General features: G+C 68.2%; 12 protein-coding genes and 1 pseudogene. 3 read left to right on the top strand and 10 right to left on the bottom strand.

Annotated features, from left to right (window positions below; translation table 11 throughout):
* Nucleotides 1-1,192: molybdopterin-dependent oxidoreductase (locus IV088_RS02845; protein WP_291097479.1), on the bottom strand; the 1,192-nt coding region annotated here is incomplete at its 3' end.
* A gap of 17 nt (nucleotides 1,193-1,209) precedes the next feature.
* Entirely contained in the window at nucleotides 1,210-1,431 is a 222-nt protein-coding gene (locus tag IV088_RS02840) for a formate dehydrogenase (protein WP_291097477.1), read from the bottom strand.
* A 457-nt stretch (nucleotides 1,432-1,888) separates the two neighbouring features.
* On the opposite strand from IV088_RS02840, the gene IV088_RS02835 reads away from it, so the two are divergent.
* Both IV088_RS02835 and IV088_RS02830 read left to right on the top strand, forming a co-directional pair.
* Nucleotides 1,889-3,271, top strand: a complete 1,383-nt coding sequence (locus IV088_RS02835) for a sigma-54 dependent transcriptional regulator (protein WP_291097475.1) — start codon at nucleotides 1,889-1,891, stop codon at nucleotides 3,269-3,271.
* 115 nt (nucleotides 3,272-3,386) lie between these two features.
* Nucleotides 3,387-5,471 (top strand): cache domain-containing protein, encoded by a 2,085-nt coding sequence (locus tag IV088_RS02830; protein ID WP_291097473.1) that lies wholly within the window; start codon nucleotides 3,387-3,389, stop codon nucleotides 5,469-5,471.
* Nucleotides 5,472-5,591: 120 nt separating this feature from the next.
* On the opposite strand, the gene soxR is transcribed toward IV088_RS02830, so the two are convergent.
* Nucleotides 5,592-6,101: a redox-sensitive transcriptional activator SoxR gene (gene soxR / locus IV088_RS02825; RefSeq protein ID WP_291097471.1), complete on the bottom strand. Its 510-nt coding sequence runs from the start codon at nucleotides 6,099-6,101 to the stop codon at nucleotides 5,592-5,594.
* Between the two features lie 94 nt (nucleotides 6,102-6,195).
* On the opposite strand from soxR, the gene IV088_RS02820 reads away from it, so the two are divergent.
* Nucleotides 6,196-6,528, top strand: a complete 333-nt coding sequence (locus IV088_RS02820) for an antibiotic biosynthesis monooxygenase (RefSeq protein WP_291097469.1) — start codon at nucleotides 6,196-6,198, stop codon at nucleotides 6,526-6,528.
* Nucleotides 6,529-6,567: 39 nt separating this feature from the next.
* Here the strand turns inward: IV088_RS02820 and IV088_RS02815 are convergent, their stop codons facing one another.
* The 7 genes and pseudogenes from IV088_RS02815 to IV088_RS02785 form a co-directional block, all read right to left on the bottom strand.
* Entirely contained in the window at nucleotides 6,568-7,185 is a 618-nt protein-coding gene (locus tag IV088_RS02815; protein ID WP_291097467.1) for a molecular chaperone TorD family protein, read from the bottom strand.
* 2 nt (nucleotides 7,186-7,187) lie between these two features.
* A complete protein-coding gene (locus IV088_RS02810; protein WP_291097465.1) occupies nucleotides 7,188-9,302 on the bottom strand; it encodes a 4Fe-4S binding protein in 2,115 nt (704 codons plus the stop codon).
* Nucleotides 9,229-9,879: a DUF3306 domain-containing protein gene (locus IV088_RS02805; RefSeq protein WP_291097463.1), complete on the bottom strand. Its 651-nt coding sequence runs from the start codon at nucleotides 9,877-9,879 to the stop codon at nucleotides 9,229-9,231. Before IV088_RS02805 ends, IV088_RS02810 begins: the two co-directional genes overlap by 74 nt.
* Nucleotides 9,876-10,676: a gamma-glutamyl-gamma-aminobutyrate hydrolase family protein gene (locus tag IV088_RS02800; protein WP_291097461.1), complete on the bottom strand. Its 801-nt coding sequence runs from the start codon at nucleotides 10,674-10,676 to the stop codon at nucleotides 9,876-9,878. Before IV088_RS02800 ends, IV088_RS02805 begins: the two co-directional genes overlap by 4 nt.
* Nucleotides 10,673-11,317, bottom strand: a complete 645-nt coding sequence (locus IV088_RS02795; protein ID WP_291097459.1) for a DUF3305 domain-containing protein — start codon at nucleotides 11,315-11,317, stop codon at nucleotides 10,673-10,675. The genes IV088_RS02800 and IV088_RS02795 overlap by 4 nt, the downstream gene beginning before the upstream one ends.
* 131 nt (nucleotides 11,318-11,448) lie before the next feature.
* The gene (gene boxA / locus IV088_RS02790; RefSeq protein WP_291097457.1) at nucleotides 11,449-12,744 is read right to left on the bottom strand and encodes a benzoyl-CoA 2,3-epoxidase subunit BoxA; all 1,296 of its coding nucleotides are present in this window, start codon (nucleotides 12,742-12,744) and stop codon (nucleotides 11,449-11,451) included.
* A 368-nt stretch (nucleotides 12,745-13,112) separates the two neighbouring features.
* Nucleotides 13,113-13,935: pseudogene (locus IV088_RS02785) on the bottom strand (benzoyl-CoA 2,3-epoxidase subunit BoxB); the annotation flags it as partial.

Here is a 13,935-nt window from a genome sequence, read left to right as displayed (position 1 = left end):
CGCCGCTCTTGCCCACGTTGCCCAGCGCCAGCTGCAGGATGCACGAGGCGCGCACGATGGCGTTGCCGATGGTGTGCTGGGTCTGCCCCATGCACCAGACCACCGTGCCAGGCTTGCTCTCGGCCAGCATCTTGGCGACCTTGAACACCTGGGCTTCGGGCACACCGCAGGCCTCTTCCACCGCCGCAGGCGTCCACTTGGCCAGCACCTCTTCACGCACCTTGTCCATGCCGAAGACGCGGTCGTTGATGTACTGCTTGTCTTCCCAGCCGTTCTTGAAGATGTGGTGCAGCAGGCCGAACAGGAAGGGGATGTCGGTGCCCGAGCGGATGCGCACGAACTCGTCGGCCTTGGCGGCGGTGCGGGTGAAACGCGGGTCCACCACGATCATCTTGCAGCCGTTCTCCTTGGCGTGCAGCATGTGCAGCATCGAGACCGGGTGGGCCTCGGCGGCGTTGGAGCCGATGTACATCGCGACCTTGCTGTTCTGCATGTCGTTGTACGAATTGGTCATCGCGCCGTAACCCCAGGTGTTCGCGACGCCGGCCACCGTGGTGGAGTGGCAGATGCGCGCCTGGTGGTCGCAGTTGTTGGTGCCCCAGAAGCTCACGAACTTGCGCAGCAGGTAGGCCTGTTCGTTGTTGTGCTTCGACGAGCCCACGAAGTACACCGAGTCGGGCCCGCTGGCCTCTTTCAGCTTTTTCATGCGGTCGGTGATCTCTTCGAGCGCGGTGTCCCAGCTGATGCGTTCGTACTTGCCGTTCACCAGCTTCATCGGATAACGCAGGCGGTACTCGCCGTGGCCGTGCTCGCGCAGTGCCGCGCCCTTGGCGCAATGGGCACCGAGGTTGATGGGCGAATCGAACACCGGCTCCTGCCGCACCCAGACGCCGTTCTCGACGATGGCGTCCGTCGCACAGCCCACCGAGCAGTGGGTGCAGATGGTGCGCTTGACCTCGATCTTGCCGCTGCCGTCGATGGACTTGCCCTCGGCGGCCTTGGCTTTCTTGACCAGCGTCAGCTGGGTCGCGGCCAGCCCGACGCCCACGCCCAGACCCGAGCGGCGCAGGAAGGCGCGGCGGTCCATGGTGGGCAGGGCCGCCGACAGGCCGCGCTGCAGGCTGTGGACGAAACTGCTGTGGGCACGGGCGCCTTGTGCGCCAGCGCCGGAAGATTTTTTGGTCAGCAACATGCGGTTCTCCGACGGGCTCAGATCTGGGTGGTCTTGTAGTAGTGCTTGACGTGGTCCGTCAGGGCGTAACCGCCACCGCGTTCCGGCGCCGGGCGCGGTGCGGCCGCTTCAACCGGGGCCTCGGCGGGCGCGCCCGGCAGCAGGCTCGCCGCAGCGGCCAGCGCCCCCACGGTGCCCGCACCGGCAAACAGGGTGCGCCGGCTCAGGCGGGTGTGGGTCTCGGGTTGCGGCTTGTTCATGCATGTCTCCTGGTTGAACAGCGCCCGTCGCACGTCCCCTGACGCGACTTGTGGGCTTTTTGCATAAGCGAATCTAACCCGCCGCTCCACCCGCGCGCAAGCGGCCATCGGTTGCACCCACCGGGCCGTGCAACCCCTTGACACACGGCGGGCCCGCGCCGGGCGGGCGCACCGCGCGTGCTAGCGACTTCATAGCCAAAACCGTGCCACCCTATTGACCTGGCGGCGCGGGGGCTGACGGACACCGAAGAGCGGGGAGCCAGCCTCGGGCCCAAAGGGAATACCCTGAGACAGGAAACAGACGGCCTGGTCGCCTCGCGCCAAACTGGCATCGGGCCTTGCGACAATTTGTCGCGCTGCGGGGTGGCAAGACCGCCTCCCCATCGACCTTGGAAACCGTCGGATTCCGGGGAATACCCAAGTGATTTGGTCGGCATCATCCGTAGAATGCCGGCGGGTGGACTCCACCTCTCTCTCCCCTGCACCCGAACGAAGCCTCGAAGGCTGGCCCGACTGGTCGATCCTGATCGTGGACGACGAGCAGGGCATGCTCAACTTCCTCGTCAAGACCCTGGCTCCGCGCTGCCACTTCGTCATGAGCGCGAGCAGCGCCGAAGAAGGCGCCGAGTGGCTGCGCGGCCACCACGTGGACCTGGTCATCCTCGACATCTCCCTGCCCGGCAAAAACGGCGTGACCTGGCTGAAAGAGCTGCGTGAACAGGGCTTCACCGGCGAGGTGATCCTGATCACCGCCTTCGCCGATCTGGACACCGCCATCGAGGCGCTGCGTGCCGGCGCCTCCGACTTCATCCTCAAGCCCTTCCGGGTGCCGCAGATCCTCAACGCCGTGAAGCAGTGCCACGAGCGCGCCCGCCTGCGGCGCGAGAACTTCGTGCTGCGCCGGGCGGTGGTGCCGGCCACCGGCGGCTCGGCCCTGGTGGGCGACTCGGCCCCCATGCAGGCCCTGCGCACGTCGATCGCGCGAGTGGCCTCCGTCCACAGCACCGTGCTGCTGCAGGGCGAATCGGGCACCGGCAAAGAGCTGGTGGCGCGCGAACTGCACGCGCAGAGCCCGCGCGCGGCGGGCCCTTTCGTGCCGGTCAACTGCGCGGCCGTGTCGCCCGAGCTGATCGAAAGCGAGCTCTTCGGCCACGCTCGCGGGGCCTTCACCGGCGCCACCCGGGCGCGCGACGGGTTGTTCCACTACGCGCAGGGCGGCACGCTGTTCCTCGACGAAATCGCCGAGCTGCCGCTGCCCATCCAGGCCACGCTGCTGCGCGCCATCGAAGACCTGAAGATCCGCCCGGTGGGCAGCGAACAGCTGGTGCCGCTGAACCTGCGCATCATGGCCGCGACCAACCGCCGCCTGGCCGACGAGGTGTCCGCGGGCCGCTTCCGCAAGGACCTCTATTTCCGGCTGCAGGTGGTGGACCTGAACCTGCCGCCGCTGCGCGAGCACATGTCGGACATTCCCGCGCTGGTGGCGCACTTCGTCGGCCAGCTCGCGCCCGCCCTGGGCGTGGCGCCGCTGCAGGTCAGCGCGCAGGAGATGGACTTCCTGCACCAGTACCACTGGCCCGGCAACGTGCGCGAGCTGCGCAACCTGATCGAGCGCTCGCTCATCCTGGGCTCGCTCAACGTGTCCGCCCTCTACCCCGGTGACGCGCAGCGCGCCACGGCCGGCGCGAGCACCGCCCCCATGGACCTGCTCACCATGGAGAAGCGGCACATCCTCTCCGTCATGGACTCGGTGCAGGGCGACAAGACGCGCGCCGCTCAATTGCTCGGCGTGTCGCGCCGCACGCTGGAGCGGCGGGTCGCCGAGTGGAACAGCTTGTGAAGGCACCCCCGCCGCGCTGCGCGCGACCCCCTCAAGGGAGCAACCCGAAGCGGCCCGGCAAAGCCGGTTCCGCCGGGTTCCCGGGTGGAACCCTTCGCGCCGGCATCGACCTCACATGATCCGCCACACGCCTGGCTGGCTCGCCAACTCGGTGCGCAACAAGCTGCTGGCGATGGCGCTGCTGCCGCTGCTGGTAGTGTTTCCGCTGCTGGTGCTGGCCATCGCGGTGTGGAGCAACATCACCTACGACCGCCTGCTCATCACCAAGGTGCGCAGCGACCTGGCGGTGGCGCGCGGTTACTTCGACCAGGTGCTGATCGAGGTCGGCAGCGGCACACGTGGCGTGGCGGGTTCGCAGCGGCTGCTGCACACCCTGCAGATGGCATCAACCGGAACCCCGCTGAGCCCGCCGCTTGCCGCCGCCCGGCAAGACCTGAACCTCGATTTCCTGCTGCTTTACCAGCCCGACGGCCAGCCCCTGGCCAGCGCCCAGGGCGCCCGACCCGCCACACCCCTGCCCGCCGCGCTCACCCGGCTGTTCGAGGCATCGCGCGCGCCCGGCGCGAGCCCACGCGCGGCGCAGATCGTGCGGCTCTCGCGCGACGAACTCAGCGCCATGGCGCCGCAGCTGCTGCCGCGCCTGCACATCCCGCTGGTGCCCACGCGCAACGCCGCGCCCGACGCGCGCGGCATCGAAGACCGCGCCATGGTCGTGCTCTCGCTGCAACCGGTGCACGACGCGAACGACCAGCCGCTGGCCCTGCTGGTGGGCGGTCTGCTGCTCAACCAGAACCTCGACTTCATCGACCACATCAACCGCATCGTCTACCCCGAGGGCGCCCTGCCCTTCGGCAGCGAAGGCACGGCCACGCTGTTCCTCGACGACGTGCGCATCACCACCAACGTGCGCCTGTTCCAGGAGCAGCGCGCCATCGGCACCCGCGTCTCGCAGACCGTGCGCGAGCGCGTGCTCGGTGATGGCCAGACCTGGCTGGACCGCGCCTTCGTGGTGAACGACTGGTACGTATCGGCCTACGACCCGCTGCTCGACGCGGCGGGCGAACGCGTGGGCATGCTCTATGTGGGCTTCCTCGAATCGCCCTTCCGCCTCGTGCGCCACGCCATGCTCGCGCTCATGGGCCTGATCTTTCTCGGCGTGATGGCGGTCTCGGCCTGGTTCTCGGTGCGCTGGGCGCGCAGCATCTTCCGGCCGGTGGAACAGATGAACCGCACCATGCAACGCGTGGAAGACGGCGAGTCGGCGGCCCGCGTGGGCGCCCTGCCCGCACGCGACGAACTCGGCGCGCTGGCCGGCCACCTCGACCAACTGCTCGACGTGATCGACGACAAGACCGCCGCCCTGCGCCGCTGGGCCGAAGAGCTGGACGCCAAGGTCGCCGAGCGCACGCGCGAGCTGGAGGCCAGCAACGCCTCGCTGCAACTGGCGCAGCAGCAGTTGGTGAAGAGCGAAAAGCTCGCGGCCATCGGCCAGCTCACCGCCAGCATCGCGCACGAAATCAACAACCCCATCGCCGTGATGCAAGGCAACCTCGACCTGATGCGCGACACGCTGGGCGGTCACGCCCTGCCGGTGAAGGCCGAACTCAAGCTGCTGGACGAACAGGTCGAGCGCATGCGCCTCATCGTCACCCAACTGCTGCAGTACGCGCGGCCCACCGAATACGCGGGCTATGTGGAAACGCTGGACCTGAGCCGCACCGTGGACGACTGCCTGGTACTGGTCGCGCACCTGCTGGCGCAGACGCGCATCGAGGTCGTGCGCGACCTGCGCGCCACGCAGCGCGTGGGCTTCAACCGGCAGGAGCTGCAGCAGGTCATCATCAACCTGCTGATCAACGCCATCCAGGCCATGCCGCAGGGCGGCACGCTGCGGCTGGCCACGCAGGACTGGGCCGACGAACACGGTGCGCGCGGCGCGCTGCTGCAGGTGCAGGACTCAGGGCCGGGCCTGGCACCCGGCGTGGAAGAACGCCTGTTCCGCCCCTTCTTCACGACCAAGAACGACGGCAACGGCCTGGGCCTGTGGATCAGCCTGGGCCTAGTGGAACGCTACGGCGGCAGCATCGGCGCGGGCAACCGGGAGGACGGACACAGCGGTGCGCTGTTCAGCGTGCGGCTGCTGACGGAGCCGCAGGCGCCGGCGGCGGTGAACACGCGGGATGGGCGGCCAGGGGGGTGAGGGGTTTGGTGCCGGGTGGTGAGTTTCGCCCCCCCTGAGCAGTACATCGCATTTGCGATCAACGCGGCACAAAGCGGACACTCACGCGTGGTATCCACCGCCCGCCGCGCAGCCCACTCTTCACGATCTCGGGGTAGCCTTCACACGGGAGTCTTCTGCGGAGCGCCGAACAAGCAGGCGCCGCGGGCCGGACCCCTCGGCCACGAGCCGATCTGCGGGATTGCGCAATCGGCAGCGGTCAATCGATAGACAACCGCAGCCGATGCAGTCGTCCAGCGTATCGCGGAGGCGAGTCAGCTGTTCAATGCGTTCGTTCAACTGATCGCGCCAGACAGCCGACAGGCGCGACCAGTCGGCCCGTGAGGGTGCTGCGTCCTCGGGCAGCGACGCCAGCGCGGCCGCCACATCGGCCAACGAGATGCCCACGGCCTGAGCGACACGGATCAGCGCCACGCGGCGTAACACGTCGCGCGCGTAGCGGCGCTGATTGCCATCGGTGCGCCAGCCCGAGATCAATCCCTGTGCCTCATAGAAATGGAGCGTCGACACCGGCACGCCACTGCGGCGCGCGACCTCGCCGACGCTCAGCTCGGCTGGCAGTCCGGATGGATGGAGTGGTTTGGTCTTCATGGTCGCCACACAAGGCACTTGACCTCAAGTTTAGCTGAGGTTTCAGACTATGCCCTTTGGTGCACATTCCGCGCACTTTCACTGGAGCCAACCCATGACGACGACCCCAACCACCGCCCACCCCGCCTTTCGCGTCGACCGCTTCGACGTACCGCCCACCGCCCTTGAGCCCTTCATGGCGCGACTGCGCACCACACAGCGCCTGCTCGGCGAACTCGAAGGCTGCCGGCAGAATCTGGTGCTGCAAGGCACGGAGCGGGGCGACTCGATAGCCGTCGTCACCATTGTCGAGTGGTCCAGCGAACACGCGATGGCCGCCGCCAAAACCGCAATGCAGGCGCACTACGCTCACGAGGGCTTCGAGCCCGCCGCCTTCATGCGTGAGCTGCGCGTCCGCCCTGACATGGATGTCTACCGCCCAGTCTGAATACCAGTCTGCAACCGCTTCACACCCCTTCACACCCCTTCACCCCATCAAATCAAACCCCTGCGTCTCCACACTGACGAACGCAGCCGTGAAGCCCGCCAGCGCGGCATAGAAGCGCGACTTGGGATGCGCAGCAATGGCTTCGCACATCGCGGGCACCCAGGTCTGCACGTGGGCGCCGAAGAACTTCTGCTGCCGGGTGAGGTTGGCGATTTCCACGTCGTCGCCTGCGATGAGGTAGCGCATGACTTCGCAGACGCAGGCAATGTGGTCTTCGGTTTCGTTCATGGACTCGTCGCGCGACAGGCCCAGCTCGGTCAGGTCGCTGCGCAGCGCGGCCAGGGGCTTTTCGTTGAGGAAGCCGCTGAGGTACCAGGAGCCGAAGAGATAAATCTCGGGCTTGCCGACGCCGCCGAACAGGGCGTCGTATTCGACGGCGACCTGCGCGTCGCTCAGCTCGCGGGCCACACCCACGAACTGGCGCCAGGGTTCTTCGAGAAAGCCGCCGGCGGCGGGTGCTTCGGTCACGGCCACGCGCAGCTGGGCCAGCAGATCGGGGCTGGGCGGTGCGTAGAACAGCGCGGCCAGCAGGCCGTACACCTCGGCGCGGGCGGTTTCTTCGTCGAGGGCGGAAGACACGGGGATGGCGTCGTTCATGGTCACAGGTCCGTGATGCGGGTCTCGCCCGGGTTCGAATAGATGTCCACCACGCGGCAGTCGCCGCACATTTTCAGGCGCTCCAGCGCCTCGCCCTGGAACATGGCGTGGCCGCCGAGTTTGGCGAGCATGACCTCAATGCCCTTGAGCGTGCCGAAGGGCTTGCTGCAGCGGATGCATTGATACGGTTGCGCTTCGTTGAGCACGCGCGGCTGCCGGCGCTCTTCGCTCAGCAGCAGGCGCGGCTGCAGGGTGATGGCGTTTTCGGGGCAGGTGGTGGCGCACAGGCCGCACTGCACGCAGTTCTTTTCGATGAAGCGCAGTTGCGGGCGCTCGGCGTTGTCCTGCAGCGCGCTGGCCGGGCAGGCGCTGACGCAGCTCAGGCACAGGGTGCAGGTGTCGCGGTTGACGTTCAGGCTGCCGAAGGGCGAGGCCGCGGGCAGCGAGATGAACGTCTCTTTTGTGCGCGTGGCGCGGCTGGCGCTGTCCTGCAGCAGGTGGTCGAGCGCGAGGTCGAGCGTGGCGCGTTTTTCGGGTTGCACCGCGAAGCTGGCCTTGCGGGTGACGCCTTGGGCCGGCGCCTCATTCAGCTCGGCGTCGAGCGCGGGCAGGTCGCGCGCGTCGCGCACTTCGATCAGCTTGAAGTGGCGGCCGCTGTAGCCCAGCGCCTGCACGATGGTTTCGGCCACGGCCATCTGCTCGCGCAGGGCCTCGTGGTACTGCGGCGCTTCTTCGCCGGTCATCAGCACCCAGACCTGCGAAGCGCCGTAGGCGAAGGCGGTGAGCCAGAGGTCGATGCCGGTGGAGGACGTGTGCCACAGCGGCAGCGGGATGACGCGGGCGGGCACGCCACGCACGGTCTTGTCGAGCTGGGCCAAACGCCCCAGGTCGTTCACCAGCGCCGCGCCGGCTTCCTGGCTGTGCAACAGCAGGGCCGCGTGCTGGCCGCCGGCTTTGGCGTAGGTGGCCAGCAAGGTGCGCAGCTTGACGCCCTGCTCGCTGGCGCGCGGGTAGGCGTAGCTCAGCGCGCCGGTGGGGCAGACGGTGGTGCAGGTGCCGCAGCCCACGCAGAGGTTGGGGTTGACGACGATCTGGTTGCGCTTGAGGTCGCTGCTGATGGCCGAGGCCGAGCACACGTCCACACAGGCGTTGCAGCCCACGCTCTGGTTGCGGCCGTGGGCGCAGATCTTCTGTTTGTAGGTGAAGAACTTGGGCTTCTCGAACTCGCCCACCAGGTCGCGCAATTGCGTGACGGCGCGCACCTGGGCCATGGCGTCGGCCGTGGGTGGCAGGTGCACGTAGCCTTGGGGCAGCGCGTGCTGGGTGAAGCCGGGCGCGGCGCGCAGGTCGAGCACCAGATCGAACTTTTCCTCGCGTTCCTGCGCATCGCGCTGGAAGTTGATGGCGCCCACGGCCTCACAGGCCTTGACGCAGGCGCGGTGCGATTGGCAGAGCGACAGGTCCACCTGGTAGTCGAGCCCGATGGCGCCTTCGGGGCAGGCGGCCACGCAGGCGTTGCAGCGGGTGCAGAGGTCGAGGTCGATGGGGTTGCTGTCACTGACCACCACGTCGAACGCGCCCAGCCAGCCGCGCAGGCTCTGCAGCTGGCCGGCGAGCACCGGGTACTGGCGCGCCTGCATGCCGCTGCCGCCGGTGGGCAGCAGGGTCACGTCCAGCGCGTCGTTCACCAGCGCGGCCATGGCTTCGGCGCGCTCCAGCGGGCCGATGATGAGCAGGCGGCCTTCGCTGGTGTAGGTGACGGTGGGCACCGGCTCGGCCTCGGGCAGGCGCGCCGCGGCGAGCAGGGCCGCGATCTTGGGCGTGGCCTGCGCGGCCTCGCGGCCCCAGCCGCCGGTCTCGCGGATGTTGACGAAGCGGATGGGCCGCGCCTGCAGCGACACCGCGCCTTCGGTCTGCTCCGACAGCTCGGAGAACAGGCGGCTTTCCTGCGTGCAGGCCACCACCAGTTCATCGCCGTTGCGGGTGGCCTTCTGGAAGGCGGGGGCATCGCGGCGGCACAGCGTGGTGTGCAGCGTCAGGTCTTCATCCAGCGCCTGGCCCAGGGCCTTGGGGTCCAGGGGCATGGTCTGGTTGCAGTTGCAGATCAGCGTGGTCATCGTGGGGGGTCTCTTCGGGTTCTGCCGCGTCTGGTGCACGGGTGTCTTCGGTGGCCGGCGGGGGCTCGGCGCTGGCGTCCGTGGCGGGGGCTTCAGCGGCCGTGGCCACGGGCGGCTTCTGGTCTTTGCTCTTGTCTGGGTCTTCGGGGTCGTCCACCAGTTTCAGAAACTGGGCGCTGACCATCTTCGCCATGTCGGCGGCCGACAGCGGGCTGGGCTTGGAGTAGTCGTCGATGTAGATGTCCAGCCCGTCCATCACGTTGAAGTGCGGGTCGGCGAACAGCTTTTTCACGGCGGCATTGCGCACCTCGGCCGGCACGTCCTTGGCGACAAAGCGGCTGAAGTCGGAGGCGGGGGTGAGGGACTGCGTGTCTTCCAGCGTGGGGGGTGGCGGCACCTGGGCTTCGGCCACCGGTGGGTCGGGCACCACGGGCACGGCGGCGGACACCGCCACGGCCGCGGCCGCGGCCGCGGCCGCAGGGGGCGCAACGGGTTCGGGCACCGGTTCGCCACTGCGCACCTGCGCTTTGCGGCGCGACCAGCGCGAGAAGAAGCTGTCGTCGTCGGAAACGCTCATGGGTGCTTGCGGAGTCGGTCGGCGCGCTCGCGCGTGGCCTGCAGAAAGGCCTCCATCACCGGCCCGCTGTCGATCAGGCCCTGCCGCGCTTCGGTCGGCAGCAGGTGAAACTCGGGGTGCCATTGCAGGCCCAGCACAAAACCCGGTCCGGTGGCCCGGATGGCCTCGATCACGCCGTCCTGCGGGCACTGGGCTTCGACCACCAGGCCTTCGCCCAGGCGGTCCACGCACTGGTGGTGGATGCTGGTGACGCGGTGCAGGGCGGGGCCGTACAGCCGGTCCAGCAGCCGGCCGGGCTCGAACTGGACCTCGTGCTGAAGGCGGTCGTAGTGGGCCAGGTCCTGGTGCTGCACCGGGCTCCGGCGTTGCGAGGGGATGTCCTGCACCAGGGTGCCCCCGTGGTACACGTTGATCAGCTGCGCGCCACGGCAGATGCCCAGCACCGGCTTGCGCGCCTCGATGAAGCCGCGCAGCAGGGCCAGCTCGTAGCGGTCGCGGACCGGGTCACCCGCCCATTCCGGCTGCAGCAGCTCGCCACCGTAGGTTTCAGGGCAGACGTCGATGCCGCCCTGCAGCACCAGACCATCGAGCAGGTCCACCACCTCGCCGATGGGCACGCGGTTAGCCAGGTGCGGGCTGTCTTCGTCCACAAAGGGCACCATGAGCGCGATCGCGCCGTGCGCCATGACCCAGTGCGCCATGGAACTCTCGAGGAACTGCAGGCGCTTTTGCGGCAGCCCCAGACCGGGTGGCGGCTCGTGCAGCAGGCGGGCGCTGATGCCGATGCGCAGCGTCATGCCCCACCCCCTTCGCGCGGACCCCGGAGCGACTTGTCGGTGCTCACGCGGGCGGGTTGACCGAAGCGGTCGGTCAGGGACTTGAAGCTGGCGGGCCGCTGGCGGCGCTTGGGTTCGGCCTGGCGGTGCTGGTCCACGAAGTCCCTCAGCCAGTCCACCACGGCCTCGGGCGCGGGCACCTGCTCCACCTTCTCCTGGGCGTCGAGCCAGCGGCCCGCGTCGTGGTAGCTGAGCGTCACGATCTGCGGCACGGCCATGGGCTCAGCGCCCTGCAGTTGATCCTCGTCGGCGCGCCAGAACACCCAGAAGCAGGGCAAGGGGCTGGACAGGTTGAGGAACAGGCCTTCGGCGTCGTCGCGGAAGAGTTCGACGCGGTGGCCGGGAAACAGCCAGTAGCTGGCGCCGTCCACCACCTGGGCGCCGGGCAGCGGCTCCACCTCGCGCGGCGCACCGGGCTGGGCGGGCTCGGCCCCGACGGGCAGCAGCCGGGGCTCGGCGGTGGGCAACACGTCGGCCAGCACCCAGCGGTGGGTCTGCCAGCGCGCCATGGGGCCGGTGACGGGCTCGCGGCGCATGACCACGTCCACGTCGAGCGAGGGGCGGCCTGAGGGTGCAGAAAGGACGTGTGTGGCGGCTTGCATAAGAAGATCGCAATGTACGCCATGGGCGGCGCTCCACGGGCAGGTGGCGCTGCAAAACCCCGCGCCCGACACTGCAGGGAGGGCGACCCGTTGGAGAGAGGATGCCCTCGGCGCAGGCCAGGACCCGGGCCTCAGTAGGTTTCGAGGTGCAGGCGCCCGTCGCGCTTGAGCGCGGCGCCCACGGTGTCCCAGTCGAGCCCGGCCTGCGTGGCCACGTCGCGCAGGGCGAGCACCACGCCCTCTTCCATGGCCTTCAGGCCGCAGACGTAGAAGCAGGCGTTGGGGTCCTGCAGCAGCGGCACCAGGTCGGCGGCGCGCTCGCGCAGCGCGTCCTGCACGTAGCGCTTGGGGTGGCCCGGTGTGCGGCTGAAGGTGAATTCAATGTCGATGAAGTCCTTGGGCAGGTTCTGCAGCGGGCCAAAGTACGGCAGCTCTTCCTGGGTGCGCGCGCCGAAGAACAGCATGAGCTTGCCGCCCTCGAATTTGCCCGACGCGCGCAAGCGGCGGCGCCACTCGGTCATGGCGCGCATGGGGGCGCTGCCGGTGCCGGTGCAGATCATGACGATGCTGGACTTGGGGTGGTTGGGCATCAGGAAGCTGGTGCCGAACGGGCCGATCACCTGCACCGTGTCGCCGACCTTCAGGTCGCACATGAAGTTGCTGGCCACGCCGCGCACGGGCTGCCCGGCGTGGTCTTCGAGCACGCGTTTGATGGTGAGCGAGAGGTTGTTGTAGCCCGGGCGCTCGCCGTTGCGCGGGCTGGCGATGCTGTACTGGCGCGCGTGGTGCGGCCGGCCTTTGTCGTCGGTGCCGGGCGGGACGATGCCGATGCTCTGGCCTTCGAGAACGGGGAAGGGCATGGACCCGAAGTCGAGCACGATGTGGTGGGTGTCGTAGTCGTGGCCGACCTGTTTGCCGACCTCGGTCACGCGCACATTGCCGGTGACGGTGGCGGTGACGGTCTTCTCGGCGGCCTTGGGGCCGTAGAGGTTGGTGTAGGCGTGGGCGGCGCTCCAGGGCGGGATGGTGGCCCCGTACTGGGCGGAGTTGAAGGCGGTCTGGCCGGTGGGGTCGGCCGGGGCGGGTTCTGCGGCTTCGGGTTCGGCCACAGCCACATCACCCGCCTCGTCGCCGGCCAGCGCCGCGCGCTCGGCCGCCGACAGCTCGGCGGGCAGGTTGTCCCAGGTGAGCTGCTCGGCCAGCGAGTAGGCCTTGATGCGCGGCATGGTGCGGTAGTTGTCGATCGAGCCGGTGGGGCACGGCGAGATGCAGTCGTTGCACCAGTTGCACTTCTCGGCATCAACCACGTAGTTGCGCGAGTCGTGCGTGATGGCCTGCACCGGGCAGATGGCTTCGCAGGTGTTGCAGCGGATGCAGATCTCGGGATCGATCAGGTGCTGCTTGATGGTGGTCACGGCCATGTCCATTGGGTTGTCTCCGCCATGTTGGGTGGGAGTTCTATTGTCTAGCGTCTGACTTGATTCGACTACTTGGTGGCGCCGCATGGGCCGGGTACCTGGCTCCGTTCGTGCCTTTGCTGACTTCGTGGTGGCGCCGCATGGGCCGGGGCGACCAACTCCGTTCGTGTCCCCCGCCGGCCTGCGGCCGGCTCCTCCTTGACCTCACTGCGTCGGTCACCCCGACCCATGCTCGCAGGCTCGCAAGGTAAGAAATGCAACAGCGAGCCAATCTCCGGAGCGCGTGCCCTCGCCGGGGATGCGGCGGAACCGGCTTTGCCGGGCCGCTCGAATCGCCCCCTGGGGGGTGACGCGAAGCGGCGCGGGGGGATCAACAGTTAAGCAAACCTCACGTAATCAAAGTCCACCGGCTGGCGGTTGATGCCCATGACCGGCGGCGCGATCCAGTTGGCAAACTTGCCCGGGTCGACCACGCGGCCCATCAGGCTGGCCACGAAGGCGCGGTCGCCTTCGCTCGGCAGCCAGTTGTCGCGGTTGGCGGCCCACTCGGACTCGGAGATCACGCGGCCATCGGGCGCGACCTTCACGCCCTTGAGCAGGCCGATGTTGCGGTGGAAGGCCTTGTGCGGCACGGTGAGGCGCACGGGGATGCCGGCCTTCTCGATCACCTTGTTCCAGCGCTCCACGCCACCGATGCTGTCCTTGATGTAGTCGTCGCGCAGCACTTCGTTCAGCGCGTTGAGCATCGGCACTTCTTTTTCGACCAGCTGGCCGTTTTGAACGTTCAGCACCTTGTAGAACTGGCCCTTGAGCACGTGGTCATCGACGCGTTTGCCTTCTTCGTAGCGGCCTTTTAAGCCGGTGGAATAGAAGGTGGCGGCGTTGCTGGACTCGTCGGCGCCGAACAGGTCGATGGTCACCGAGAAGTGGAAATTCAGGTAGCGCTGGATGGTCGGCAGGTCGATCACGCCGGCGGCGCGCAGCTTGGCCGGGTCGTCGGTCTTCAGCTCGTTCATCACCTGGCAGGTGCGGTTGATCACACGGCTCACGCCCGACTCGCCCACGAACATGTGGTGGGCTTCTTCGGTCAACATGAACTTGGTGGTGCGGGCCAACGGGTCGAAGCTGGATTCGGCCAGGGCGCAGAGCTGGAACTTGCCGTCGCGGTCGGTGAAGTAGGTGAACATGAAGAAGCTCAGC

It is taken from the genome of Hydrogenophaga sp. (assembly GCF_018780075.1).
Classification (GTDB): Bacteria; Pseudomonadota; Gammaproteobacteria; order Burkholderiales; family Burkholderiaceae_C; genus Hydrogenophaga.
The sequence above is the reverse complement of the archived record's forward strand: the minus strand, read 5'-3'. Positions and strand labels throughout refer to the sequence as shown.

Bases quoted from the DNA above. Each gene is read 5' to 3' on its own strand.
- IV088_RS02815 (WP_291097467.1), bottom strand. From the start codon at position 7,185: ATGAACGACGCCATCCCCGTGTCTTCCGCCCTCGACGAAGAAACCGCC.
- IV088_RS02805 (WP_291097463.1), bottom strand. From the start codon at position 9,879: ATGAGCGTTTCCGACGACGACAGCTTCTTCTCGCGCTGGTCGCGCCGC.
- IV088_RS02795 (WP_291097459.1), bottom strand. From the start codon at position 11,317: ATGCAAGCCGCCACACACGTCCTTTCTGCACCCTCAGGCCGCCCCTCG.
- IV088_RS02810 (WP_291097465.1), bottom strand. From the start codon at position 9,302: ATGACCACGCTGATCTGCAACTGCAACCAGACCATGCCCCTGGACCCC.
- boxA (WP_291097457.1), bottom strand. From the start codon at position 12,744: ATGGACATGGCCGTGACCACCATCAAGCAGCACCTGATCGATCCCGAG.
- IV088_RS02800 (WP_291097461.1), bottom strand. From the start codon at position 10,676: ATGACGCTGCGCATCGGCATCAGCGCCCGCCTGCTGCACGAGCCGCCA.
- soxR (WP_291097471.1), bottom strand. From the start codon at position 6,101: ATGAAGACCAAACCACTCCATCCATCCGGACTGCCAGCCGAGCTGAGC.
- IV088_RS02840 (WP_291097477.1), bottom strand. From the start codon at position 1,431: ATGAACAAGCCGCAACCCGAGACCCACACCCGCCTGAGCCGGCGCACC.
- IV088_RS02830 (WP_291097473.1), top strand. From the start codon at position 3,387: ATGATCCGCCACACGCCTGGCTGGCTCGCCAACTCGGTGCGCAACAAG.
- IV088_RS02820 (WP_291097469.1), top strand. From the start codon at position 6,196: ATGACGACGACCCCAACCACCGCCCACCCCGCCTTTCGCGTCGACCGC.